This window comes from Sphingopyxis sp. LC363 (genome assembly GCF_000756385.1).
In the GTDB taxonomy this organism is placed as follows: Bacteria; Pseudomonadota; Alphaproteobacteria; order Sphingomonadales; family Sphingomonadaceae; genus Sphingopyxis.
Map to the genome: position 1 here is coordinate 32,870 of NZ_JNFC01000011.1, position 23,843 is coordinate 56,712.

Sequence of the window (23,843 nt, forward strand, 5' to 3'; positions counted from 1 at the left end):
GGGACGTTTCACCTGATACTGGGTTGGGGTGGGGGCCATCGGCCTTGCGCAAGGCCGATAGACCCCACCCCACTACGACTAGGCAGCAAGCTGCCAAGTCTGCGTTGCCCCTCCCCTGAAGGGGAGGGGCTAATTGCCTCAACGTCCGCTCCCACCTCTAAGCCGTCATTTCGTGACAACAAAAAAAGGGCCGCCTTTCGGCGGCCCTTCTCTTTTCCGGAAGCGGAAGGCCTTAGTCCTTCAGGAAGTCGGGCACGTGGCCCTGATCCTCAGGACCGTCTTCGCTGCGCTCGCGGCGGGGTCCGCCATCGCGGCCCCCGCGGTCACCGCCGTCGCGGCGCGGACCACGATCGCGGCCGCCGCGGCCACGGTCGCCGCCGTCGCGGCGCGGGCCGCGATCGCCACGGTCACCGCGCTCGCGCGGTTCGCGGGCCGGGCGGGTGTCTTCGAGTTCCTCGCCGGTTTCCTGATCGACGACGCGCATCGACAGGCGGACCTTGCCGCGCGGGTCGATCTCGAGGACCTTGACCTTGACTTCCTGGCCTTCGGCCAGAACGTCGGCGACCTTTTCGACGCGCTCATTCTTGATTTCGCTGACGTGGACGAGACCGTCCTTGCCGCCCATGAAATTCACGAACGCACCGAAATCGACGAGGTTGACGACCTTGCCGTCATAGATCTTGCCGACTTCGGCTTCTTCGACGATGCCGCTGATCCACTTGCGCGCGGCCTCGATCTGGTCGAGGTCGCTCGACGAGATCTTGATCAGGCCTTCGTCGTCGATGTCGACCTTGGCGCCGGTGGTCGCGACGATCTCGCGGATCACCTTGCCGCCGGTGCCGATGACGTCGCGGATCTTCGACTTGTCGATCTGCATCGTCTCGATGCGCGGCGCGTGCGCCGACAGCTCGGTGCGGGCTTCGCCCAGCGCCTTCGCCATTTCGCCGAGGATGTGCGCGCGGCCTTCCTTCGCCTGGTTCAGCGCGGCTTCGAAGATCTCGCGCGTGATGCCCGCGATCTTGATGTCCATCTGCATCGTGGTGATGCCGTCGGCGGTGCCAGCGACCTTGAAGTCCATGTCGCCGAGGTGATCCTCGTCGCCGAGGATGTCCGACAGGATCGCATAATCCTTGCCTTCGAGGATCAGGCCCATCGCGATGCCCGAGACGGGACGCTTGATCGGCACGCCGGCGTCCATCATCGCGAGGCTGCCGCCGCACACCGACGCCATCGACGACGAGCCGTTCGACTCGGTGATGTCGCTGGTGAGGCGGATCGTGTAGGGGAACTCGTCCTTCGTCGGCAGCACGGGGTGCAGCGCACGCCATGCAAGCTTGCCGTGACCGACTTCGCGGCGGCCCGGCGCGCCGAAGCGGCCGACTTCGCCGACCGAATAGGGCGGGAAGTTATAGTGCAGCATGAAGTTCTGGTACGACAGGCCATTGAGGCCGTCGATCATCTGCTCGGCGTCCTTGGTGCCAAGGGTACAGGTCGCGATCGTCTGCGTCTCGCCGCGGGTGAACAGCGCCGAGCCGTGTGCGCGCGGCAGGAAGTGCGTTTCGGCGACGATCGGACGGATCTGCGTCGTCGTGCGGCCGTCGATGCGCTTGCCGTCCTTCAGGATAGCACCGCGGACGATTTCGGCTTCGAGCTTCTTGACGAGCTTGATGCCGGCCATGACGCTCTGCGGATCGAGACCGTCGGCGACGAACTGTTCCTTCGCCTTCGCGCGCGCTTCGTTGAGCGCGTTCGAACGCGCCGACTTGTCGGTCAGCTTGTAGGCGGCTGTAATGTCCTTGCCGACGAGCTTTTTGAGCTTGTCCTTGATCGCGGCATTGTCGTCGCCCGAGGCGACTTCCCACGGATCCTTGGCGGCCTGTTCGGCGAGCTTGACGATCGCCTTGACGACTTCCTTACACGCATCGTGCGCGAACAGGACGGCGCCGAGCATGACCTCTTCCGACAGCTCATTGGCTTCGGATTCGACCATCATCACGGCGTCGTAGGTCGCGGCGACGACGAGGTCTAGGTCGCCTTCGGCAACCTGCGCGTCGGTCGGGTTCAGGATATATTCGCCATCGATATAACCGACGCGCGCGGCGCCGATCGGGCCCATGAAGGGCACGCCCGAAATGGTGAGCGCAGCCGAGGCCGCGACCATCGCGAGGATGTCGGGCTCATTGTGGCCGTCATAGCTCAAAACCTGAGCGATGGCGTTGATTTCGTTGTAGAAACCTTCAGGGAACAGCGGACGGATCGGACGGTCGATCAGGCGGCTGACCAGCGTTTCCTTTTCGGTCGCGCCGCGTTCGCGCTTGAAGAAGCCGCCCGGGATGCGCCCGGCGGCCGAATATTTTTCCTGATAATGGACGGTGAGCGGGAAGAAGTCCTGCCCGTCCTTCACCGACTTCGCGGCGGTCACGGCGCACAGAACGACCGTTTCGCCCAGCGTCGCCATCACGGCGCCGTCGGCCTGGCGGGCAACCTTGCCCGTTTCGAGCGTCAGCGTTTCACCGCCCCACTCGATCGATACTTTTTTCACGTCAAACATGTGGTTTCCTTCGCCCGCCGGGCCCTATGCCGGGCGGGGCCTCTGATTCCGGGCAGTCCGGCCCGGGGCGGTTCAGGGCGTCTGTCTGCCCTATGGCGGTCCCGCCGGATGCGGGAGCGGCCCTGTGGTCCGGCACTTTGCGCGGAGCCAATATGACAGCGGCCCCGGAAGTCCGGGGCCGCCAGAAACTCTTATTTGCGGAGACCCAGCTTCGCGATCAGCGCCGAATAGCGGGCCTCGTCCTTCTTCTTCAGATAGTCGAGGAGGCTGCGGCGCTTGTTGACCATCATGAGGAGGCCGCGGCGGCTGTGGTTGTCCTTGTGGTGCGCCTTGAAATGCTCGGTCAGCGTGTTGATGCGGTCGGTCAGGATCGCGACCTGGACTTCCGGCGAACCGGTGTCGCCCTTTTCGCGGGCATTGTCCTTGATGACTTCGGCTTTGCGCTCGGCGGTAATCGACATAAATAGTTTTCCTCGAACATCCTTGTTACAGATTGAAGCCCCGGACGACCTTCAGCGTTCCCGCCAAAGCCTCGATCAGGGCAACGGGACGCATGTCGCTGTCCCTTCCCCAATAGAGCCCGTCTTCGGTGCACCCCCCGGTCCAGACGCGACCCTGACGGATCGCCCCTGCCGCTTCCGGGGAAAGGTTCAGAGCCGGGATGTCGACCAGCCCTGCCTCGAGCGGCAGAAATATTTCTGATTGCGCGGCCCCTTGGCCGAATGCGTTCAATTTGTCCAGCGAAATCGCCTGTTCGAGCGTGAATGGCCCCGCTTTGGTGCGGCGAAGCATGGTGACATGCCCGACCGTGCCGACCGCGCGCGCGATGTCGCGGGCGACGCTGCGAATATAGGTGCCCTTCGAGACATGCGCGGTGAGGGTGATGGATTCCAGTGCGCCTTCCCCATTCTCGTCACCCCGGACTTGATCCGGGGTCCATTCACGCCCTGTCGGAATGGATGCCGGATCAAGTCCGGCATGACGAAGAGAGAAGACCGTCACCGCGCGCGCCTTCATCTCGACCGCCTCGCCCTTCCGCGCACGGTCATACGCCCGCTCGCCATCAATCTTGATCGCCGAATAAGCGGGCGGCACCTGCTCGATCGCCCCCGTGAAACGCGGCAGCACCGCTTCGATTTCGGCGAGCGTCGGGCGCACATCGCTCGAAGCGACAACCTCACCTTCCGCATCGAGCCCGGCGGTCTCGGTTCCGAAGGCGATGGTGAAGTCATAGATCTTCGACGCGTCGAGCATCCGCCCGCACAGCTTGGTCGCCTCGCCGAGCGCGATCGGCAGCACCCCCGACGCCAGCGGGTCGAGCGTCCCGCCATGGCCGACCTTGACCTTGCCGAGCCCCGCCTCGCGGCACACGCGCTTCACCGCGCCGACCGCTTGCGTCGAGCCGAGTCCCACGGGTTTGTCGAGAATGATCCAGCCGTTCATCGCAGCGCCGCTAGGCGTGCCAGGCAGCAATTGTCAATTTGCTGCGGGCTTTTCGCCCATGATGTCCTTTGTCTTGTCGCGCTTCGACGGCGGCGGCGCCGAGGTGACGAAGGAGGAGAGCGGGCAGCGTTCGCCGCGCACGATGATCGACGCGAATTTATCGAGCCGCCCGGCGCCGCGCGTTTCTACACCGATCGCCTGCGCGAAATCGACGTCGCGGCAAAAACCGGCGAAGGTCCCGTAATACCAGTTGCGCTGGCGGTCCTGAATCCAGATGCCGCGGCCGCGGTCGGCCTTCCAGTTGCGGATCGAGCTGTCGCTGGGGAATATGATGCTGGCCTCGACGCCGAGCGCGCGCGCTTCCCCCGCGGGCTCGATGGCCGCCGCCGCAGAAAGGGGAAGCAGCAAGGCGGCCAGGGAGAGTGCGAGTTTCGATTTCATAGTGACGGTGCGCATAGCAGATCGAGTCTGAACCCGTGCTGACCCCGTCTTTATCGCCCCCACTCACCCGCGAGCAAAGACCAGAGCCCGGTGTCGCGCACATAGCCCGTCCAGGTGATGCGCTCGGAGCGCAGCACGCCCTCCTTGGTGCAGCCGAGCTTGGCGACCGCGGCCTGGCTGCGCTTGTTGCGTTCGTCGATGCGGAATTCGATGCGGCGGATGCCGACCGCGAAGGCATGGTCGATCATCAGCTTCTTGAGCCGCCCGTTCAGGCCGGTGCCGCGCGCGTCGGGATGGATATAGGAGTTGCCGATCTCGACCGTCTGCGCCGACATGTCGGGACGCAGCCAGGCGGTCATGCCGACGAGCCGCTCGCCGTCGAAGATCGCATAGGGCATGCGGAACTTGCCGCCGATCAGCGTATCGAAGCTCTGATCGAAATGCTCCGGATCGAAACTCGACGAATAGATCGGCCAGACGTCGGCGTCGGCGGCGCAGGCGGCTCGGAGCGCTTCGCGGTGGGGCTCGGCCAGCTTGACGAGCCGGAGGTCGCCGTCGGCGAGTTCGGTGTAAAGACGATCAAGCATCGGCAAGCACTCCGGCGGCTTCGCGCCGCTTCGCCATGAAGTGACGCCGGCACATCGCGACATAGCGGTCGTTGCCGCCGATCTCGGTCTGCGCCCCCTCGACCACCGCGCGGCCGTTCTCGTCGACGCGCAGGTTCATCGTCGCCTTGCGCCCGCATTCGCACACCGCCTTCAGCTCGACAAGCGCGTCGGCGAGCCCGAGCAGCGCCGCCGAGCCGGGAAAGAGGTTCGCGGCGAAATCGGTGCGCAGGCCATAGCAGAGCACCGGGATGTCCGCCTCGTCGGCGAGCCGCGCCAGCTGCAGCACCTGCCCACGCGACAGGAACTGCGCCTCGTCGACGAGCACGCAGGCGAGCGGGCGCTGGCGGTTTTCCCCGGTCACCGCCGCGAACATGTCGCTGTCGGGATCGAATTTATGCGCCTCGGCAAGCAGGCCGATGCGGCTGGTGATCTGCCCGGCGCCATAACGGTCGTCGAGCGCGGCGGTCCACAGCATCGTTTCCATGCCGCGCTCGCGATAGTTGAAATCCGCCTGCAGCAGCGTCGTCGATTTGCCCGCATTCATGCTGGCGTAGTAGAAATAGAGCTTGGCCATGGCCGGTGCTTAGGAGCAATCCGGGCGGCGTTCCACCCCGTTCAAGCGGTGAGCCGCAACCGCCAGCTTTCGCTCACTTCGGGCTTGCCGAAATCGTCATGCGTTTCGACCGACTCGACCGTGAACCCCTGCGCCGCGTAGATTTTGCGCGCGCTGGTCAGCACGGCGTGCGTCCAGAGCACGATCTCCCGATACCCCGCCGCGCGCGCAAATTCGACGCAGCGGGCGACGAGGTCGGCACCGATCCCGAGCCCGCGCGCCTCGGGCTCGACATAGAGGAGGCGCAGCCGCGCGACGCCCTCGTCCTCGGCGACCAGAAAGACCGAACCCATCATGCGCCCCGCGCGCTCGGCGATCCAGCATTGCTCGCGGCCGGGCTGGAAACCGCGAATGAAGGCGGCGGTGATCTCGCCGATCAGCGCTTCCATGCCGGATCCCCAGCCATAGGCCTGGTGGTAGAGGATCGCCTGCCGCGCGGTGATCATTCCCATGTCGCCCACCGCCCACGTCCTGACGCGATGGGGCTCACTCGCGCCGCGACCCAGCCGGTCGGCGATCCAGTCGACGGCTGCGCCCAGTGCCGCGATATCCGGGTCGGGCAACCCGCCCAGAAGCTGTGCCGTCTGGTCGAAGGTTCGCGCATCGAGCGCGGCAAAGGCCGCGCGACCTTCGGCGGTCAGCACGATCGGCCGCTCGCGCGCGTCAACGCCGCGCCCGCGCGCGATCCAGCCGCGCCGCACGAACTTGCCGATAATCCGGCTGAGATAACCGGCGTCGACGCCCAGCCCTTCCTGAATTTGTTTGGCGAGGGCGGGCTCGCCGACCGCGATCTCGTACAAGATCCGCGCTTCGACGAGCGACAGTTCGCTGCCCATATAGTGCGGATCGAGCGCACCCATCCGCCGGGTATAGAAGCGGTTGAATCGTCGCAGCGCGGCAACGGCGGGCACGAGCGTCGGGCGCGGATCAGGGGAAGTGGAAGGAGCCATGGCGCAACCGTCGTACAATTGGTTGTCAATGTCAACTATTATGCCTCGCTTGACTCGTTCCCGGCGGATGCCATGCTGCGCGCAAAAGATGCAGCATTTTTGAGCGGGGAGAGCTGCCGATGCGCCTGATGCCGGTGACCGACGCGATGTTCCTGTGGGGGGAGAGCCGCGAGATGCCGATGCACATCGGCGGCATCAACCTTTATACGCTGCCCGATGGCGCCGACGAGACCGAGTGGCTGAACGACCAGCTTGCGCTGCTCCGCCAGTCCGAGGGCCTGCGGCGGCCGTTCAGCGAGGTGCTGAAACTGACACCCTTCGGCCAGTACGGCCCGATCCGCCTCACCCCCGACCGCGACATCGATATGCACTATCATGTCCGCGCCGCCGCGCTGCCAAAGCCGGGGCGCTATCGTGAAATGTTCGAGCTCGCCTCGCGGCTGCACTCAGGGCTGCTCGACCGCACGCGGCCCTTATGGGAGATCACGCTGATCTCGGGACTGCCGAACCGCCAGATCGCGACCTTCAAGAAGGTCCATCACGCGCTGATGGACGGCGCCGCGAGCATCCATTTCTATAATTCGATGCTGTCGGCGGATCCCGCGGAACGCCGCGCCGCCTCACCGCTGTCGGTCGAAGCCTATGAGGCCTACAAGCGCCAGTTTCCACCGCCGAAGAAACCCGCGCGCCCGAACCTCACCGACATCAAGGCGATCGGCGACTTCCTGAAGGAGCAGTGGGGCAACAGCGTCGGCGTGACGAAAGCGATGAACCAGTATCTCGCGGCGATGTTCGGCATCGGCGGCGACGGCCTCGCGACGCCCTTTGCCGGGGTGCCGCGCACCAGCTTCAACCGCAACATCACCGGCGCGCGGCGCTTCGTCGCGCAAAGCTGGTCGCTGGAACGGGTCAGGGCGATGGGCAAGGCCTATGACGGCACGATCAACGACGCGGTGCTCGGCATGTGCGCGGGGGCGATGCGCAAATATCTGCAATCGCTGAACGAGCTGCCCGACAAGCCATTGAAAGCCATGGCACCGGTGTCGATCCGGCCTAAGGACGATGTCGATTCGGGCAATTCGGTCGCGTCGGTGACCGCGAACCTCGCGACGCATGTCGACGATCCAGCGACGCGCATGGCGATGATCCAGGAATCGATGAATTCGGCAAAGGCGCAGCTGCGCGCGATGACGGCGGCGCAGATCCAGCTCTATACCGCGATCACCAGCTTCCCGATGATGCTGACCGCGCTGACGCGTACCGCCGACAAATTTCCCGCCTATTCGGTGACGATCTCGAACGTCCCCGGCCCGCGCGAGCAGATGTACTGGAACGGCGCTAGGCTCGACGGCATGTATCCCGCGAGCATCCCGGTCGACGGCATGGCGATGAACATCACGCAGGTGTCGAATTTCAAGAATATCGACTTCGGCATCACCGCGTGCCGCCGCAGCGTCCCGCACGCGCAGCGGATGATCGACTATCTGGAGGAAGCGCTGGTCGAGCTGGAGTCGGCGGCGGGGATCAAGGGGAAGTAGGAATAGCCGTCGCCCCCGCGAAGGCGGGGGCCGCCATCGTCGTGGCGCAAAGCTGCCAGCGGCCCCCGCCTTCGCGGGGGCGACGGATTATTCGGCCCCAGGCTCGCCCAAATCGCGCATTACCTTCGGGTCGCGCAGCAATTTGTCGATATGGCTCGCCTCGTCGAAGCTTTCGTCGGCGAGGAATTTGAGCTTCGCCGCATATTTCATGCGGATACGGTGCGCGACCTCGCGCTGGAGATAGGCGGTGTTGGTGCGCAGCGCCTTGATCACCGCCTCCTCATCCTTGCCCAGCAGCGGCTTTACGAAGACGGTCGCGTGGCGGAGGTCGGGCGACATGCGCACTTCGGTCACGCTGACCGGATGCGTCGCGAGAATATCGTCATGCACATCGCCGCGCGCGAGGATTTCGCTCAGCACATGGCGCACCTGTTCGCCCACGCGCAGCACGCGGACGGAAGGTCCTTCGGATTGTTCCTTGTGTCTCATTTCACCCTCCCCTCTCCCGCCGGGAGAGGGATGCGAAGACTTGCGGCTTGCCCGCTAGTCGCAGCTGGGTGAGGGCTATCCCCACCCTCATCCAACTCCGCCTAGCCGCTCCGCGGCAAGGCTTCATATCCTTCTCCCGGCGGGAGAAGGTCTTGATTACAGCGTACGTTCGCGCAGCTCGACCTCGAAGACTTCGAGATGGTCGCCCGGCTTGATGTCGTTCGTATCGGCCAGCACGACACCGCATTCGAGGCCGGCGCGCACTTCGGCGACGTCGTCCTTGAAGCGACGCAGCGAAGCGATCGTCGTTGCCGAGACGATGACGTCCTCGCGCGTGAGGCGCGCATGCAGCCCCTTGCGGATCGAACCTTCGAGCACGAGCAGGCCGGCGGCCTTGTCGCGCTTGCCGGCCGGGAAGACTTCCTTGACCTCGGCGCGGCCGACGACATTTTCGATACGCTCCGGACCCAGCTCGCCCGCCATCTCCTTCGCCACGTCGGCGGTCAGGTGATAGATGACGTCATAATACATGAAGCGCACTTTTTCGCGGTTCGCGATCTCGCGCGCCTTGGCGTTCGGACGGACGTTGAAGCCGATGATCGGCGCCCCCGTCGCCGCAGCCAGCGTCACATCGCTCTCGGTGATCGCGCCGGCGCCCGACTGGAGCACGCGAACGCGGATCTCGTCGGTCGAGAGGCGGTTGAGCGCGTTGACGATCGCTTCGACGCTGCCCTGCACGTCGCCCTTGATGACCACCGGATATTCGATGACCTTCGCCTTGTCGGCGAGCGCCGAGAACATGCCCTCGAGGCTGACCGGCGCCTGCGCGGTGCGCTTCTTGAGCGCTTCGCTCTGGCGATAGGCGGCGACTTCGCGGGCGCGCGCTTCATTCTCGACGACGGTCAGCGTGTCGCCCGCCATCGGCACGCCGCCGAGGCCGAGCACTTCGACCGGCATCGAGGGACCCGCGGCCTTGACCTGCTTGCCCTGATCGTCGACGAGCGCGCGGACGCGGCCGCTTTCGGCGCCGCAGACGAAGATGTCGCCGACCTTCAGCGTGCCGCGGCGCACGAGGATCGTCGCCACCGGGCCGCGGCCCTTGTCGAGCTTCGCCTCGACCACCGTACCTTCGGCGGCGCGGTCGGGGTTGGCCTTCAATTCCATGATCTCGGCCTGCACCGCGATCGCATCGAGCAGCTTGTCGAGGCCCGTTTTCTTGAGCGCCGACACTTCGACATTCTGGACGTCGCCGCCCATTTCCTCGACCACCAGCTCGTGCTCGAGCAGGCGTTCGCGGACGCGCTGCGGATTGGCGCCTTCCTTGTCGACCTTGTTGATCGCGACGATGATCGGCACGCCCGCGGCTTTCGCATGGGCAATGGCCTCGATCGACTGCGGCTTCAGCCCGTCGTCGGCGGCGACCACCAGAATGACGATGTCGGTGACGTTCGCCCCGCGCTGACGCATCTCGGTGAAGGCTTCGTGGCCCGGCGTATCGAGGAAGGTGACTTGGCTCCCGTCGGGAGTTTTCACCTGATAGGCGCCGATATGCTGCGTAATGCCGCCGGCTTCGCCCGACACCACATTGGCGCCGCGCAGTGCGTCGAGCAGGCTGGTCTTGCCGTGGTCGACATGGCCCATGATCGTCACGACCGGCGCGCGCGGCTTGAGCTGCGCGGCATCGTCGACATCCTCGTCGTGGCGGATGTCGATATCGGCTTCGCTGACGCGCTTGATCTCGTGCCCGAATTCGGTGACGAGCAGTTCGGCAGTGTCCTGATCGATCGTCTGGTTGACCGTGACCGGCATGCCCATCTTGAACAGTGCCTTGACCAGATCGGCGCCCTTTTCGGCCATGCGGTTCGCCAGTTCCTGCACCGTGATCGTGTCGGGCACGACGACTTCGCGGACCTGCTTCTCGCGCGGACCCGACGAGGCGGTGTGCGAACGCTTTTCTTTTTCGCGGGCGCGCTTCAGCGCCGCAAGGCTGCGCGCGCGCGCACCTTCATCCTCGTTGAGCGCGCGCGTGACGGTGAGCTTGCCCGACTGGCGGCGATTGTCGGCGCCGCGGTTCGCCTTGGGTTCGGGGCGCTTGGGTTCGGGGCGCTTCGGCGCCTCGACCGGGGTGAAGCGGCGCGGCGCGGGCGCGGCGCTCGCCGTCGTCGCCGGGCGCGGCGCGGCGGCCTCGCCCTGCGGTTCGGCAGCGGCGGGCGCTTCGGCGGCAGGTTCGGGTGCCGCCGGGGCGGGCGCGGGTTCGGCAGCCTTGGCAGCCGCCTGTTCCTGACGCGCCTCGGCACGGGCCTTTTCTTCCTCGGCGGCGCGGGCGCGCGCGGCTTCGTCGCGGCGACGGTTTTCCTCAAGCGCAGCCATGCGCGCTTCCTCGGCCTCGCGCAGCAACTGCGCCTGACGTTCCTGACGCGTCATCAGGCTGTCGGGCGCGGGCTTCGGCGCGGCAGGCTTGGAGGTCGGCGCGGGCGCGGGGGCGGGCGCAGGCGCCGGAGCGGCCTGGACCTCTTCGGCCTCGGGTGCCGGGGCGGCTTCGCCCGGACGGCCAAGCACGCGGCGACGCTTCACCTCGACCACCACCGTATTGCGGCGGCCGTGGCTGAATTGCTGCTGCACCTGTCCGGCCTCGACCGTCCGCTTCAGCCCGAGCGGCTTGCGGCTAAGGGTCGGCTTGTCCTGTTCGTCACTCATCGAAAACCATCATTCCTTCAAAACGCGTCCGAAACGGCGGAAGCCGCGGACGTATCCCCTGTCCCCGACGTGCGGGAAGCTGTGTTCGAAACGCGATTGGCCGCGTCCCTACTCCATCCGGTGAAAAACTGCCAGCGGCTCAAATGCGCCAGCACCCGGTCGGCGGCGCGGGCGTCGACAATCGCCAGATGCACCGCATTCTCGCGCCCCAATGCCATAGATAGGGTGCCGCGGTCCACCGGCAAGACCAGACCCTCGCGGCCCGAGCCTTCGTCGTCCTCGCCGACGCGCCACGCCTGCGCCAATTTCTTGCGGCCGTCCTCGCCCGCATCGCTCGTGTGAAGGAGCAGGCGAACCTGCCCGCGGCGCGCCGCCTGCTCGATCTTGTCATTGCCGCTGATCAGCGTGCCCGCACGCGATTCGAGCCCCAGCCGGTCGAGCGTCGCGCGCGCGAGCTGTGCCTCGATCCGCGCGCCGAGATCGTCGGGAATCGCGATGTTGCCTTCGTGCAAAGCGCGCGCGAGCCCGCCCTTGAGCTTGCCCTTGACTTGGCTCGCTTCGAGGTCGGAGCGATTGACGCCGATCCATGCGCCGCGCCCCGGCGCCTTGCCATGGACGTCGGGGGCAATGCTGCCGTCGGGGCCGAGCGCCAAGCGCACGAGCCGCTCCGCCGGCGAAACCTCACCGGTCACGACGCAGCGCCGCTCGGGCACATGGTGGCCGCGCCCCTTTGCGCGGTCGGTTTCGCTTAGCTGATCATTGCGCGGGGTCCGCATCGGCGGCCTCCCCGGTTTGCGGCTCCGCCGCGGGCCCGGCTTCGGCAGGCGCAGCCGCCTCCTCAGGTTCGTCGTCGAACCAGTGCGCACGCGCCGCCATGATGATCTCGTTGCCCTGCTCTTCGCTGAGGCCATATTCGCCGAGCACGCCGCCCTTGTCCTCGGCGCGCTCGCTGCGCGGCGGGCCGCGGCGGTTGTCGGTGCGCTTCTTGGCGATCAGTTCGTCGGTCGCGAGGTCGGCGAGGTCGTCGAGCGTCTTGATCCCGGCCTTGCCGAGCACAACGAGCATCGCTTCGGTCAGATGCGGAATATCGGCGAGCGCATCCTCGACGCCGAGTTCGCGACGTTCGGCGCGCGACGCCTCTTCGCGGCGTTCGAGCCCTTCGGCGGCACGGCTTTGCAGTTCCTGCGCGAGTTCCTCGTCGAAGCCCTCGATGCTCGCCAGTTCGTCGAGCGGCACATAGGCGACTTCTTCGAGTTCGCCGAAACCTTCGGCGACGAGCAGCTGCGCGAGCGTTTCGTCGACGTCGAGTTCTTCCTGGAACATCGTCGAGCGTTCGACGAATTCGCGCTGGCGCTTCTCGCTCGCGTCGGCCTCGGTCATGATGTCGATCTGGCTGCCGGTCAGCTGGCTGGCGAGACGGACGTTCTGGCCGCGGCGGCCGATGGCGAGCGACAGCTGGTCGTCGGGGACGACGACTTCGATGCGGCTGTCATCCTCGTCGATGACGACGCGCTGCACCGTGGCGGGCTGTAGCGCGTTGACAACGAAGGTCGCGGTATCTTCGGACCAGGGGATGATGTCGATCTTTTCGCCCTGCATTTCCTGGACGACCGCCTGCACGCGGCTGCCCTTCATGCCGACGCAGGCGCCGACGGGATCGATCGAACCGTCGTAGCTGATCACGCCGATCTTGGCGCGCGAACCCGGGTCGCGGGCGGCCGCCTTGATCTCGATGATGCCGTCATAGATTTCAGGCACTTCCTGCGCGAATAGCTTCTTCATGAAGTCGGGATGCGCGCGGCTGAGGAAAATCTGCGGGCCGCGGTTCTCGCGGCGCACCGACAGGATCAGCGCGCGGACGCGGTCGCCGACGCGCATCAGCTCGCGCGGAATCTGCTGGTCGCGGCGGATCACGCCTTCGGCTCGGCCGAGGTTGACGACGATGTGGCCGAATTCGACCGATTTCACGACGCCGGTGATGATCTCACCCGCGCGGTCCTTGAATTCTTCATATTGGCGCTCGCGATCGGCTTCGCGCACCTTCTGGAAGATCACCTGTTTCGCCGACTGGGCGTCGATGCGCCCAAGATCGACCGCGGGCAGCGGGTCGACGATGAAGTCGCCGATCTTGGCGTCCTTCTGCAGCTTCTGGCCCGAAGCGAGATCGACCTGCTTGAAATAATCCTCGACCTGCTCGACCACCTCGACGACGCGCCACAAACGGAGGTCGCCGGTCTGCGCGTCGAGCTTGGCGCGAATGTCGTTCTCGGCGCCATAACGCGCGCGCGCCGCGCGCTGGATCGCTTCCTCGATCGCCTCGATGACGATGCCCTTGTCGATCATCTTCTCGCTGGCGACGCTGTTGGCAATCGCGAGCAGCTCGGCCTTGTTGGCGGAAATGGCAGTGGCCATCAGTCCTGTCCTTCTTCTTCCATTTCGTCGGCGCCCTCGGTCGAGAGCGGGACGGTTGCGGCAATCAATTTGTCGGTGAGAACGAGCTTTGCTGTGTCGATCGCGTCGAACGGCAGATGATGCTGCACACCTTCTTTATCAGTAATCATCACGACATCGCCCTTAGGGTCGATGCCAACCAACTCGCCGTTGAAGCGCTGGCGTCCGTCGCGCTTCTCCTTCAGCGCAATTTTCGCCTCGTGCCCCGCCCAGTCGGCGAAGTCGGCGGGCCTAGTCAGCGGGCGGTCGATGCCGGGCGACGAGACTTCGAGCCGGTAAGCGGCGTCGATGGGGTCCTTGCCCGCTTCCTCGAGCGCGTCGAGCCGGTCCGAAATGCGGCGCGACAGGTCGGCGCAATCGTCGATCGTCAACTGGCGCGTGTCGGGCCGTTCGGCCATCACCTGCAGCGTCGGGTCGCTATCGCCGCCAAAAAAGGCGACGCGCACGAGCGCAAGGCCCATCGCCTCGGCTTCGGGCGCGATGATCGCATTGAGGGCGTCGAAATCGACCAAGTCCGTCTTTCCAATTCGGATGACCGGAAAGCCATGCAGCTATGGCCGCCGCGGCCCGCGGCCCCGACGTCCCAACTGGCTAACCATGTCAAGAAGTAGGCCGCATATAGGCTTGCCACGGTGAGTCGGCAAGGGGGAATGGACCATGGCCCGTCGAACGCCTTCGCGCGATCGACGAAAGAGACTATGGGTGGCCGCCTCTCATACGGAGTTCAACATGGCCGACGTTTTGATCACCGCCCTGCTCTGGTTCTCGATCGTCGCCTGCGGGCTGCTCGCCGGACTCTATTTCGCATTCTCTGCCTTCGTGATGACAGCGTTCGCGCGCATCGACATCCCCGCGGGCGTCGCGGCAATGAACAGCATCAATCGCGTGATCCAGCGCTCGCTTTTCATGCCGCTTTTCGCTGGATCGAGCCTGTCGAGCCTCGCGCTCGCGGTGATCAGCGCGCTGCATTGGGACGAAGCGGGCGCCTGCGCGGCGCTGGCCGGGGGCGTGGTCTATTTCCTCGGCATGTTCGTTGTGACGATGATCTTCAACGTCCCGCGCAACAATGCGCTCGACGCGAGCGATCCCATGACAGCCGGGGGGCAGACGGTCTGGGCACGCTTTCTCAAGGAGTGGACGGCCTGGAATCATATCCGCACACTCGCCTCGACCGCGGCCCTGATCCTCTTCGTCGTCGCGCTTGCTGAACGCGCCTGACGACGGCGAAACATTTTATTGGCGTTTCGGCGTATAAGGCGGGTTGGCCGCTTCGCGCGAATCGCGCGCCGAGCGCCGACGGAATTTGAAACGCGCATGAAGCCCGAACTGTCCCTCACCGCCCGCTCGACGTGGCGCGACCCGGTGCCGGAAAAACCGGCAGGGCCGGGGCGCGCTTTTTGGGCGGCGATCGTCGGAGTGGTTGCGGTCGCGTGCCTCGCCTTCCTGTTGTCGAGCGGTCAAATGCGCGCACCCGCGGTCTTCGGCCCGTACAGCGTGTCGGTGCCGATCGATTTCCGGGCCTATGACCCCGAACGCTGGGCGATCATGAATGCCGAAGATTATCAGGCGGCGCTGAAAATCGACCCGTCGCTGCCCGATCCGACGAGCATCGGATATAGCAATGCAACCGCGCTGCCCCCCGCCGATCCCGCGCTGCTGCGCGAGGAGGCCTTCGTCGGACCGGCCGCCAAACCCTATGTCTTTCGCGGGGTCACCGCGCTCGATCGCGAGCGCGCGCATTATTGCCTGACCGCCGCCCTCTATTATGAGGCGGCGTCCGAGACCGACGACGGCATGCGCGGGGTCGCGCAGACGGTGATCAATCGCGTCCGCCATCCGAGCTTTCCCAACACTGTGTGCGGCGTCGTCTTCCAGGGATCGCAGCGCGCGGGCGTGTGCCAATTCACCTTCAGCTGCGACGGTGCGATGGCGCGCGCGCCCGAACGGCGGAACTGGCTGCGCGCGAGCCGTATCGCATCGGCCGCGCTGGGAGGCTTTGTCTTCCCGAAAGTCGGGCTGGCGACCCATTATCACACGCAGGCGATCTGGCCGCGCTGGGGCAAAAGCCTGGTGATGACCAATATCGTCGGCGCGCACATCTTTCACCGCTGGCGCGGCCGCTGGGGAATGCCCGACGCGTTCCGTGCGCCCTATCCGGGCCGCGAACCGGTTCCCGGTCCCTATCTGCCGCTCGCGCAGCAGCTCGCGATCCTCAAGGGCCAGGGCCTCGCCCCCGGCGCGGGTCCCGCACCGATGCTCGGCGGTCCCGCCGCGCCGCTGCCCGATGTCACCCCGGCGCCGCTGCCCGGCGCGATAACGCCGCCGGCGACCACCGCGCCGCCGCCCGCCGCGACGCCGACCTACACCGATCCGCGGCTTAACCAGTCAGGCCAGATTCGCGAGGAATTCCTCAAGAGCGGTGAGTGGAAAGGCTGAGGCTTTCGGCTCGGGCTGAACGCAGCGCTCGCGGTTTTCGCGAGGTGGGTGAAGCGATTTACCGCCCCTGACTGCGCCACCGCTTGACGACGCGTTCCAGGATTTCCGCCTCACCGCCGGTTTCGCGCCACAGCTTCGAGAAGAGCGGATCGCTCGACGCCGGCCGTTTTTCCTCTTCGAGCGTGTCGAGATGAACGCGGATCGGGATCGAGACGCCTTCACCGCAGATGATACATTCGCGGTTGCGCAGCGCCGGGATCGAATCGATGAAGCCGCGTGCGCCTTCGGGCATTGCCGCTTTCACGAAATGCTGGTCGCGTTCGTTGTTGAGGCGCATCGAAATGATCGTGCCGCACTGCGACAGCACGCCTTCGGCAAGATCCGACGGGCGCTGGGTGATGAGCCCCAGCGACACGCCATATTTGCGGCCTTCCTTGGCGATGCGTTCGAGGATCTTGCGCACCGCCTGCCCGGTCCCGACGTCCTTCGACGGAATGTAGCGATGCGCTTCCTCGCAGACGAGCAGGATCGGGCGCTGCGGCTCGCCGCGCGACCAGATCGCATAGTCGAAGGTCAGGCGCGACAGCACCGCGACGACGACGCCGGTGATGTCCGACGGCACCCCCGACACGTCGATGATCGAGATCGGCCGCCCGTCCGACGGCAGGCGGAAGATCTTGCCGAGGAAGTTCGCCATCGTGTCGGCGACGAGCATCCCCGAGAACATGAAATTGTAGCGCGGGTCGGCGCGCATTTCCTCGATCTTGCCCTTGATGCGCATGAACGGCGCCGACGAGGTCGCCTTGTCGAGCTTGCCCATTTCGTTCTGGAGGATGTTGAGCAGATCGGAGAGCAGATAGGGAATCGGCGAATCGACCGTGATCTTGGTCATGCCCTCTGCCAGCCGGTTCTTGGTCCGCGCCTGGAGCAGGCAGCGCGCGAGCACGTCGCAGTCGGCCTGGCGGTCGCGTCCTTCGGCGGTGACGAACACTTCGCAATGTTCCTCGAAATTCATCAGCCAGTAGGGCATCGCGAGATTGTCGACGTCGAACAGCGCGCCGGTGCCCTTGAAGGCGGCCGAATATTCGCCGTGCGGGTCGACCATCACGATATGGCCCTGTGGCGCGAGTTCGCAAATCTTGTGGAGGATCAGCGCGGCGCTCGTCGACTTGCCGGTACCGGTCGAGCCGAGCAGCGCGAAATGCTTGCCGAGCATCGCATCGACATAGAGCGAACCGCGAATATCCTTGGTCGGATAGACGGTGCCGATCTCGACATGCGCGCGCTCGTCGGCGGCGTAAATCTGTTTGAGGTCGGCGCTGGTCGCGGCAAAAACCTGGCTGCCCGGGATCGGATAGCGCGTGACGCCGCGGCGGAAATTATGGATGCGGCCGGTGATCTTTTCCTCTTCGCCCTCGCCAAGAAAATCGATCGTCGCGATAATCAGCCCTTCACCGCGCGTGTCGAGTTGCTGGTCGCGGATGCTCGCGATCAGCCAGACATTGCCGACGCGCACCTTTACCTGCGCCCCGACCTGCCCGGCCATCGCCACCGCAGCATCGGTCGACGACGCCAATTTTCCGATCACCGCGGAATCGAGCAGGATGCGCGAGGCCGAGCCGGAAATATCGACGACTTCGCCGATCATCAGGTCATCGCGATGATGGTTGGCTACCGGCACGACCGGCGCCGCCACGCCACCGCCCGCCAGACGCACATGCTGCGCCGCCGTCAAATCCCCGGCGCCGAATCCGCCACCCTGCATGTCCATATATCCGCCCCGCCTATTGTGGTCCCGGCTCCAGCTATCGCAGACGAGGGTAAATAGGCCGTGAACTTAGGACTAAAAGCTTGTCTCTAACGGCGGCGGAAAATCGCAGACGCGCCATAGCCGAGCACGAGCGACAGGAGCACCGCGGAAAGACCATAGAGAAAGCCATGGCGCTCCGCTGCGAGCGCGACGAAGCGTTCGAACCCGGCCTTGCGGATCTGAACGTCGCGCGCCGCGACCGCGAGCACCCGGCCGCGGCTGATCAGATAGGTTTCGGCGCGATAGGTACCCACCGGCACGCGCGCCGGCACGGGAATGCGGGCGCGATAGAGCACGCCCTCGGTGATTTCGACCGCGGCGGGGTTTTCGACGAATAGCCCCGCGCGGCGATAAAGGTCGATGAGCCCCGCTTCGAACCGTCCGAGCGTTTTCGCTTCCGGAAATCCGGTCGGCGACATCGACAGATTGGCAAGGCCGAGCTCGAAGATTGCCGCGGTCCGTTCGTCGACCAGCTTGTCGATCGGCCGCGACGATCCGATCGCATAGAAGCCGGGCGAGGTGCGCAGCCGGATGCTGTTCGCATTAACCCATATCCCCGCCACACGGCGCTTTTCGCGCAGCACGATCGGCCGCACCGGCCCCTTGAGCACGACAACGATGTCGGCGCGGTCGTCGGGCAGGCGCTGGCCGGGATAGAGGATCGCGCCGAACAGCAGCAGTTCCTCGCCGGTGAAGCTGTACTGGATGTCGATCGCGCGGCTCGATACGTCGGGGACGAGCCGCGGATCGGCGGCGCTCGCCGCAGCTGTTGGCAGCAGCGCGAATGCGAGCGCAAGGACAAAGGCGCGAACCCGGGTCATTGCACCGTGTAGATTTCGTCGGGGCGTATGAAGAGGTCGACCGCCATGCGCGCCGCGACGAGCAGCACGATGACCGCCAGCGCCATGCGCAGATATTCGGGTTTCACCCGCTGGGCGAAGCGCGCGCCGATCTGCGCCCCGGTGACGCTGCCGAGCAGCAGCAGTCCGGCGAGCACGATGTCGACCGCGCCCGTCGTCATCGCGTGGACCATCGTCGTCGCGATCGTCACGAACAAGATCTGGAACAGCGAGGTCCCGACGACCACCTGCGTCCCCATGCCGAGCAGGAAGATCATCGCGGGCACCATGATGAAGCCGCCGCCGACGCCGAGCAGCATCGTCAATATGCCGACCGCCATGCCGAGGATCAGCGGCGCGAGCGGCGAGATATAGAGGCCCGAACGATAGAAGCGCCAGCGCAGCGGCAGGTTGGCGACCATCGGGTGGTGGCGCCGTTTGCGCGCCGGCGCGGGCAGCCCGGCGCGCATGGTGCGCAGCGCGCCCAACGCCTCGCGCGCCATGATCCCGCCGACCGAGCCGAGCAGCACGACATAGAGTATGTTGATCACCGTATCGATCTGACCCCATGCGGTGAGCAGTTCGAACAGTCCCGCGCCGATCAGCGAGCCGACGAGGCCGCCCGCGACGAGCACCGTTCCCATGCGCAGGTCGACCCCGCCGCGCTCGAGATGCGCGAGCGCGCCCGACACGCTGGCGCCGGTGACCTGCGTCGCGGCCGAAGCGGCGGCGACCGTTGGCGGAATGCCATAGAAGATGAGCAGCGGCGTGGTGAGGAAGCCGCCGCCGACGCCGAACATGCCCGACAGAAAGCCCACCCCGCCACCGAGCAGGATGATGACCAGCGCATTGACCGAAAGATTGGCAACTGGGAGATAGAGATCCATGGGCCCCGAATGCGTATCGACGACGCCGGAAGAGCGCCGATTCCAAGGACCCTAGACCATTTTTCCGGCACGGGGAATCGGCTGTAGCGCCTTATTTCGTGCTCAATCAGAAGTCCGCGGCGAGGGTCAGGGCAAGGCCGCTCTCGGGGCGCGCGTCGCCCGCGACGCGCTGACGCCAGTCGAGCGCGATCCGGCTGCCTTCGCCCACATCGGGAAGGCGCAGCGTCAGCCGCGGCCCGACATCGACGCGCGCCACGCCGGGCTGCACCGCGCCCGCGGCAAGCGCGCCAAGCCGCAGCGAGGTCTCGCGGGCGCCGAGGCGATGATCGACGACGATAGCCCCGTCGGCAAAGCCGTCGCGCCGCCGCGCGCCGACGATGCCGGCCTGCGCATAGGCATCGAGCCGGAAGCCGGCGGGAAGTGCGACATCCGAAACACCGCCGCTGGCCATGACGGCGAGCGCGGTGCGGCCTTCGGGTCCGGCCGCAACGCGCTGCTCGATCGCGAGATCGACCGGCAATTGCGCCAGCGGGGCAAAGGCGAGACCGAAGGCCAGCTCGCGCTGGCGCGTCCGTTGCAGCGCGATCGTCGCACGGCCAAAGGCGCGCAAACGGCCGGTGTCCCCGAAACCATAAGCGAGCCGAAGGCCCGCCTGGCTGCCCCCGAGCTGGCCAGCACCGACAATGGTTTCGGGCGCATCCCCCGACCCCTGGCGCAGATAGAGCCAGCTTCCGAGCGACCAGCTCGAAAGCTGACGCCGGATCCAGAAGGGGGCGCCCTGTCCGGGCGCGGCTATTGTCGTCGCGGCCGGCGGGAACCATAAGGGCGCGCTCCCGCCCACCGCCGAACGCGCGACCTCTCCCGGCCGCGACGGCAACAGCCGCGCCATCAGCGCAAGGCGGAGGTTGTGGCGGTCGGCGGCAAAGCCCCCCGAAGGCGTCCCGGTCTCCGCGGAGGGGGGTGCATTGGAGTCATCTGGCCGCGGGGCCGCCGAAGGACGATCGAGGCCCGCGCGTTGCGCCGATATGGCCTTCTCCGGCACGCCATCGGCAAAGGACCGGCCGTCCGCCAAGCCGCCTCCGGTTACAAAGGATGAAGGCGGCGCCCACGGCATCGCCGGCACATCGGGGGGCACCGACATGGCGGGATTCCACGTCATCATGACGCGCAGGGCGATCCAGCCGCCGACGCACAGCAGCAGGAAGCGCAGCGCCGGTGCATCGCGGCGCGCGCCGATGCGCCGCGCCATCATCGCGCGGCTCTCCGGACGAAGGCATCCTCAGGGACCGGTTCGCTTCGGCAATGGTCGGTCTTGTCCCACACCACTTCGCCCGATCGCAGCATTCGCCAGTAGAGCATGACCGCACGGCGCGCCGCGAGAATCGCGATGACGTTCGCGACGAAGGCGCGCGGCACCGAAACCAGCGCTTCGCCTAGGCCATACCAGCGCGCCGTGAAATGGCCGCGCATTCCCAGCCGCCAGCAGAGCAGCAGCAGATTGAGCGCGAGGAGCAGCCGCATATCCTCTCCGATGACGATCGCATCCCAGCCGAAAAGCGACTGCCCCGCCAGGCCCAGTCCGGTCAGGATCGCCCCGGCATAGGCGGCGAGGAGGACAAGGGCGGCGAGCGGCGCACGGCGATCGCGCCACAGCATCCACCGCGCGAGCCACGCGCGGTTGGCGGAGACCCCCGCGTCGACCTGCCGCGAACCCGGCCAGCCCAGATGATCCCATCCGGCAAGCGAGATACCCGCGATCCAGCGCGATTTTTGTCGCACCGCCTTTTCAACCTCGCCCGGAAAAGCGCCACGCGACACGATCCGGTCGCCGGCGGGTCCGACCGTGTCGATGAAGCGCGTGCCAAGGCCATAGGCCCCGATCAGCATGCCGATCTCATAATCTTCGGTCAGGCTGTCGCAGCAAAAGGGCTCGCCCCCGCGCTCGATCGCCAGCAGCGCGAGCGTGCTCCGCGTCAGCGCGCAACCCACGCCCGCCGAAGGCAAGGGCAGGCCAAGGCGCGAGCGAACGGCCAGTTCCTTGCCATGCGCCTCGGCAAATTCGTCGCCATAATGGCCGCCAACCCACCGCTCCTCGCGCTTGATGAGGGGAACGACGGGGATTTGCACCATCGCGTCTTCGCCCAGATAGCGGCGATAAAGCGCGAGTTCCTCGGGGTGGACATGATCCTCGGCATCGTGAAGGACGATCGCGGCAAAACGCTTGCCTTCGGCGCGCTCATCCTCGCCCAGCGCCGTCCAAAGCCGGTTGAGATTGTCGCCCTTGGTTGTCGGCCCGTCGCGGCCCCCGATCACCAGCCGCAGCCGCCGGTCGCGCGCGATCAGCGGCGACACGGCGAACAGCGTCGCGGCGTCGTTGGGATAGCAGCCGACATAAAGCCGGAAATCCTCCCCCTGCCACGCCGCGAGCGTGCGGTGCAGCATCGCGGGAAGCACTTCGGCTTCGTCCCACGCGGGCACGAACACCGCGAAGCGCCCCTCGATCGGCGGCGCGTCGGTAACCCGCGCCGGATCGCGGCCGCGCGTCGCCAGCCACAAGGCGTCGAACAGCAGGTCGTCGAGCCCGAACAACAATATTCCGACCGATGCGAACAGCATCAGTTCATGACCGGCCCCCAGCGCCAGCCATTCCAGCCATGCGGTCGACAGCCCCAATATGCTAGCCCCGCGCCCCTCGATGACCTAATGTCATTCCCATCTATAGTGCTAGTGAATGGGCCCGGTTTGTAAAGCCGGGCCCATATCAACGCTTAACTGTCAAATTCGCTGACGAAATAAGGAAATAGCTTACCCATGACTCGCAGTTTTCCGCCCCGTTCTGCATTGCGCGATTTTCTTGAGAGCGAGAGCGCCGGCGGCATGCTGCTCATTTTCGCCGCCATTTTGGCGATGATTGTCGCCAATTCGGCGTTCGCCGAGACTTACGAACACGCTATTCATGCGGTGACCGGCCCTGTTCTCACCGACAAGCTCGGTCCGATGACGGTTCACCTGTGGATCAACGACGGGCTGATGGCGGTGTTTTTCCTGCTCGTCGGGCTCGAGATCAAGCGCGAGTTCGTCGATGGCCGGCTCGCGAGCTGGGACCGGCGGCGGCTGCCCTTCATCGCCGCGGCGGCGGGTATGGCGGTGCCGGCGGCGCTCTACATGCTCTTCGCCGGGAAAGAACCGGGGCTCGCGCAGGGCTGGGCGATCCCGGCGGCGACCGACATCGCCTTTGCGATGGGGGTGCTCGCGCTGCTCGGCAAGCGCGCACCGACCTCGCTCAAGCTGTTCCTCGTCACCGTTGCGATCGTCGACGACATGGGGGCGGTCGCGATCATCGCCCTTTTCTACACCGCCAAGATCAACGTGGCTGCGCTGGGTGCCGCCGCGGCGATCCTCGCCCTCATGTTCGCGATGAACCGCGCGGGGGTGAAGAGCCTCATCCTCTATCTGCTGATGTTCCTTCTCCTCTGGTACGCCATGCTGCTCTCGGGCGTCCATGCGACGATCGCCGGTGTGCTCGCCGCAATAATGATCCCCTTCGAGCGCACGCCCGGCGCACCCGACAGCCAGACCTCGCCGCTGCACCGGCTCGAACATGCGCTGCACCCGTGGGTCGCCTTCGCGATCGTGCCGCTGTTCGGTTTCGCCAACGCCGGGGTCGACGTCCGCGGCCTGGGCATCGACCAGGTCTTCGCGCCGCTGCCCCTCGGCATCGCGGCGGGCCTGTTCCTCGGCAAGCAGATCGGTATCTTCGGCAGCGTCTGGCTTTCGGTCAAACTCGGCATTGCGGGCCGGCTGCGCGGGGCGACCTGGCTGCAGGTCTATGGCGTCGCGATGCTGTGCGGGATCGGCTTCACGATGAGCCTGTTCATCGGCGGGCTCGCCTTCCCCGGCAACGCGCTGCTGATCGAGGAAGCGAAGATCGGCATCTTGATGGGCTCGCTCGTGGCGGCACTCGCCGGCTTTGCCATACTCCGCTTCGCGCCGCTTCATCCGCAGCACAGCGCGGTCGAAAGCGCTTCGAACGGCGAGATCGCCACCGACGGCGATGTGCGTGACACGTCCGAAGCCCACGGCTAAGCAG

General features: G+C 66.0%; 21 protein-coding genes. 4 read left to right on the top strand and 17 right to left on the bottom strand.

The annotated features are described in order from the left end of the window. Window positions 1-232 precede the first annotated feature (232 nt). The 7 genes from pnp to FG95_RS05330 form a co-directional block, all read right to left on the bottom strand. On the bottom strand, window positions 233-2,551 hold the full coding sequence (gene pnp, locus FG95_RS05300; protein ID WP_037554457.1) for a polyribonucleotide nucleotidyltransferase: 2,319 nt from the start codon (window positions 2,549-2,551) through the stop codon (window positions 233-235). 191 nt (window positions 2,552-2,742) lie between these two features. Then, window positions 2,743-3,012, bottom strand: a complete 270-nt coding sequence (rpsO, locus tag FG95_RS05305; protein WP_037554459.1) for a 30S ribosomal protein S15 — start codon at window positions 3,010-3,012, stop codon at window positions 2,743-2,745. A gap of 25 nt (window positions 3,013-3,037) precedes the next feature. Continuing rightward, window positions 3,038-3,994, bottom strand: a complete 957-nt coding sequence (gene truB, locus FG95_RS05310) for a tRNA pseudouridine(55) synthase TruB (RefSeq protein ID WP_037554461.1) — start codon at window positions 3,992-3,994, stop codon at window positions 3,038-3,040. Between the two features lie 33 nt (window positions 3,995-4,027). Next, complete coding sequence (locus FG95_RS05315; protein ID WP_052182120.1) at window positions 4,028-4,435, bottom strand: DUF6491 family protein; 408 nt, start codon at window positions 4,433-4,435, stop codon at window positions 4,028-4,030. Between the two features lie 50 nt (window positions 4,436-4,485). Beyond that, complete coding sequence (locus FG95_RS05320; RefSeq protein ID WP_037554462.1) at window positions 4,486-5,022, bottom strand: GNAT family N-acetyltransferase; 537 nt, start codon at window positions 5,020-5,022, stop codon at window positions 4,486-4,488. Further along, window positions 5,015-5,617 (bottom strand): thymidine kinase, encoded by a 603-nt coding sequence (locus FG95_RS05325; RefSeq protein ID WP_037554464.1) that lies wholly within the window; start codon window positions 5,615-5,617, stop codon window positions 5,015-5,017. The genes FG95_RS05320 and FG95_RS05325 overlap by 8 nt, the downstream gene beginning before the upstream one ends. Before the next feature lie 41 nt (window positions 5,618-5,658). Beyond that, complete coding sequence (locus FG95_RS05330) at window positions 5,659-6,606, bottom strand: bifunctional helix-turn-helix transcriptional regulator/GNAT family N-acetyltransferase (protein ID WP_052182121.1); 948 nt, start codon at window positions 6,604-6,606, stop codon at window positions 5,659-5,661. A gap of 119 nt (window positions 6,607-6,725) precedes the next feature. On the opposite strand from FG95_RS05330, the gene FG95_RS05335 reads away from it, so the two are divergent. Next, a complete protein-coding gene (locus tag FG95_RS05335; protein WP_037554468.1) occupies window positions 6,726-8,144 on the top strand; it encodes a WS/DGAT/MGAT family O-acyltransferase in 1,419 nt (472 codons plus the stop codon). An 87-nt stretch (window positions 8,145-8,231) separates the two neighbouring features. Here the strand turns inward: FG95_RS05335 and rbfA are convergent, their stop codons facing one another. The 5 genes from rbfA to rimP form a co-directional block, all read right to left on the bottom strand. Beyond that, entirely contained in the window at window positions 8,232-8,633 is a 402-nt protein-coding gene (rbfA, locus tag FG95_RS05340; RefSeq protein WP_037554469.1) for a 30S ribosome-binding factor RbfA, read from the bottom strand. Window positions 8,634-8,789: 156 nt separating this feature from the next. After that, a complete protein-coding gene (infB, locus tag FG95_RS05345; protein WP_037554471.1) occupies window positions 8,790-11,330 on the bottom strand; it encodes a translation initiation factor IF-2 in 2,541 nt (846 codons plus the stop codon). A gap of 17 nt (window positions 11,331-11,347) precedes the next feature. After that, complete coding sequence (locus FG95_RS05350) at window positions 11,348-12,106, bottom strand: DUF448 domain-containing protein (protein WP_037554474.1); 759 nt, start codon at window positions 12,104-12,106, stop codon at window positions 11,348-11,350. Next, window positions 12,087-13,742 (bottom strand): transcription termination factor NusA, encoded by a 1,656-nt coding sequence (gene nusA, locus FG95_RS05355; RefSeq protein WP_037554475.1) that lies wholly within the window; start codon window positions 13,740-13,742, stop codon window positions 12,087-12,089. The genes FG95_RS05350 and nusA overlap by 20 nt, the downstream gene beginning before the upstream one ends. Continuing rightward, entirely contained in the window at window positions 13,742-14,293 is a 552-nt protein-coding gene (gene rimP, locus FG95_RS05360) for a ribosome maturation protein RimP (RefSeq protein WP_037554478.1), read from the bottom strand. The genes nusA and rimP overlap by 1 nt, the downstream gene beginning before the upstream one ends. Before the next feature lie 217 nt (window positions 14,294-14,510). Between rimP and FG95_RS05365 the strand changes: the two genes are divergently transcribed. Continuing rightward, window positions 14,511-14,999 carry an anthrone oxygenase family protein gene (locus FG95_RS05365; protein ID WP_037554480.1) on the top strand — a complete coding sequence of 163 codons (489 nt, stop codon included), beginning with the start codon at window positions 14,511-14,513 and terminating at the stop codon, window positions 14,997-14,999. Window positions 15,000-15,095: 96 nt separating this feature from the next. Then, a complete protein-coding gene (locus FG95_RS05370) occupies window positions 15,096-16,217 on the top strand; it encodes a cell wall hydrolase (protein WP_037554481.1) in 1,122 nt (373 codons plus the stop codon). Window positions 16,218-16,275: 58 nt separating this feature from the next. Here the strand turns inward: FG95_RS05370 and FG95_RS05375 are convergent, their stop codons facing one another. The 5 genes from FG95_RS05375 to FG95_RS05395 form a co-directional block, all read right to left on the bottom strand. Then, the gene (locus FG95_RS05375; protein ID WP_235211470.1) at window positions 16,276-17,865 is read right to left on the bottom strand and encodes an ATP-binding protein; all 1,590 of its coding nucleotides are present in this window, start codon (window positions 17,863-17,865) and stop codon (window positions 16,276-16,278) included. A 209-nt stretch (window positions 17,866-18,074) separates the two neighbouring features. Next, complete coding sequence (locus FG95_RS05380; protein WP_037554483.1) at window positions 18,075-18,848, bottom strand: TIGR02186 family protein; 774 nt, start codon at window positions 18,846-18,848, stop codon at window positions 18,075-18,077. Next, entirely contained in the window at window positions 18,845-19,753 is a 909-nt protein-coding gene (locus FG95_RS05385) for a sulfite exporter TauE/SafE family protein (RefSeq protein WP_037554486.1), read from the bottom strand. Before FG95_RS05385 ends, FG95_RS05380 begins: the two co-directional genes overlap by 4 nt. 106 nt (window positions 19,754-19,859) lie before the next feature. Continuing rightward, the gene (locus FG95_RS19810; RefSeq protein ID WP_152567581.1) at window positions 19,860-21,005 is read right to left on the bottom strand and encodes a hypothetical protein; all 1,146 of its coding nucleotides are present in this window, start codon (window positions 21,003-21,005) and stop codon (window positions 19,860-19,862) included. Beyond that, complete coding sequence (locus tag FG95_RS05395) at window positions 21,002-22,426, bottom strand: glycosyl transferase family protein (RefSeq protein WP_081933027.1); 1,425 nt, start codon at window positions 22,424-22,426, stop codon at window positions 21,002-21,004. Before FG95_RS05395 ends, FG95_RS19810 begins: the two co-directional genes overlap by 4 nt. A gap of 138 nt (window positions 22,427-22,564) precedes the next feature. On the opposite strand from FG95_RS05395, the gene nhaA reads away from it, so the two are divergent. Next, window positions 22,565-23,839 carry a Na+/H+ antiporter NhaA gene (gene nhaA, locus FG95_RS05400; RefSeq protein WP_037554488.1) on the top strand — a complete coding sequence of 425 codons (1,275 nt, stop codon included), beginning with the start codon at window positions 22,565-22,567 and terminating at the stop codon, window positions 23,837-23,839. Window positions 23,840-23,843: the final 4 nt, after the last annotated feature.

Excerpts from the sequence above, each read along its gene's own strand:
- pnp (WP_037554457.1), bottom strand. The coding sequence starts at position 2,551 with ATGTTTGACGTGAAAAAAGTATCGATCGAGTGGGGCGGTGAAACGCTG.
- rpsO (WP_037554459.1), bottom strand. The coding sequence starts at position 3,012 with ATGTCGATTACCGCCGAGCGCAAAGCCGAAGTCATCAAGGACAATGCC.
- truB (WP_037554461.1), bottom strand. The coding sequence starts at position 3,994 with ATGAACGGCTGGATCATTCTCGACAAACCCGTGGGACTCGGCTCGACG.
- FG95_RS05315 (WP_052182120.1), bottom strand. The coding sequence starts at position 4,435 with ATGAAATCGAAACTCGCACTCTCCCTGGCCGCCTTGCTGCTTCCCCTT.
- FG95_RS05320 (WP_037554462.1), bottom strand. The coding sequence starts at position 5,022 with ATGCTTGATCGTCTTTACACCGAACTCGCCGACGGCGACCTCCGGCTC.
- FG95_RS05325 (WP_037554464.1), bottom strand. The coding sequence starts at position 5,617 with ATGGCCAAGCTCTATTTCTACTACGCCAGCATGAATGCGGGCAAATCG.
- FG95_RS05330 (WP_052182121.1), bottom strand. The coding sequence starts at position 6,606 with ATGGCTCCTTCCACTTCCCCTGATCCGCGCCCGACGCTCGTGCCCGCC.
- FG95_RS05335 (WP_037554468.1), top strand. The coding sequence starts at position 6,726 with ATGCGCCTGATGCCGGTGACCGACGCGATGTTCCTGTGGGGGGAGAGC.
- rbfA (WP_037554469.1), bottom strand. The coding sequence starts at position 8,633 with ATGAGACACAAGGAACAATCCGAAGGACCTTCCGTCCGCGTGCTGCGC.
- infB (WP_037554471.1), bottom strand. The coding sequence starts at position 11,330 with ATGAGTGACGAACAGGACAAGCCGACCCTTAGCCGCAAGCCGCTCGGG.
- FG95_RS05350 (WP_037554474.1), bottom strand. The coding sequence starts at position 12,106 with ATGCGGACCCCGCGCAATGATCAGCTAAGCGAAACCGACCGCGCAAAG.
- nusA (WP_037554475.1), bottom strand. The coding sequence starts at position 13,742 with ATGGCCACTGCCATTTCCGCCAACAAGGCCGAGCTGCTCGCGATTGCC.
- FG95_RS05365 (WP_037554480.1), top strand. The coding sequence starts at position 14,511 with ATGGCCGACGTTTTGATCACCGCCCTGCTCTGGTTCTCGATCGTCGCC.
- FG95_RS05370 (WP_037554481.1), top strand. The coding sequence starts at position 15,096 with ATGAAGCCCGAACTGTCCCTCACCGCCCGCTCGACGTGGCGCGACCCG.
- FG95_RS05375 (WP_235211470.1), bottom strand. The coding sequence starts at position 17,865 with ATGATCGGCGAAGTCGTCGATATTTCCGGCTCGGCCTCGCGCATCCTG.
- FG95_RS05380 (WP_037554483.1), bottom strand. The coding sequence starts at position 18,848 with ATGACCCGGGTTCGCGCCTTTGTCCTTGCGCTCGCATTCGCGCTGCTG.
- FG95_RS05385 (WP_037554486.1), bottom strand. The coding sequence starts at position 19,753 with ATGGATCTCTATCTCCCAGTTGCCAATCTTTCGGTCAATGCGCTGGTC.
- FG95_RS19810 (WP_152567581.1), bottom strand. The coding sequence starts at position 21,005 with ATGATGGCGCGGCGCATCGGCGCGCGCCGCGATGCACCGGCGCTGCGC.
- nhaA (WP_037554488.1), top strand. The coding sequence starts at position 22,565 with ATGACTCGCAGTTTTCCGCCCCGTTCTGCATTGCGCGATTTTCTTGAG.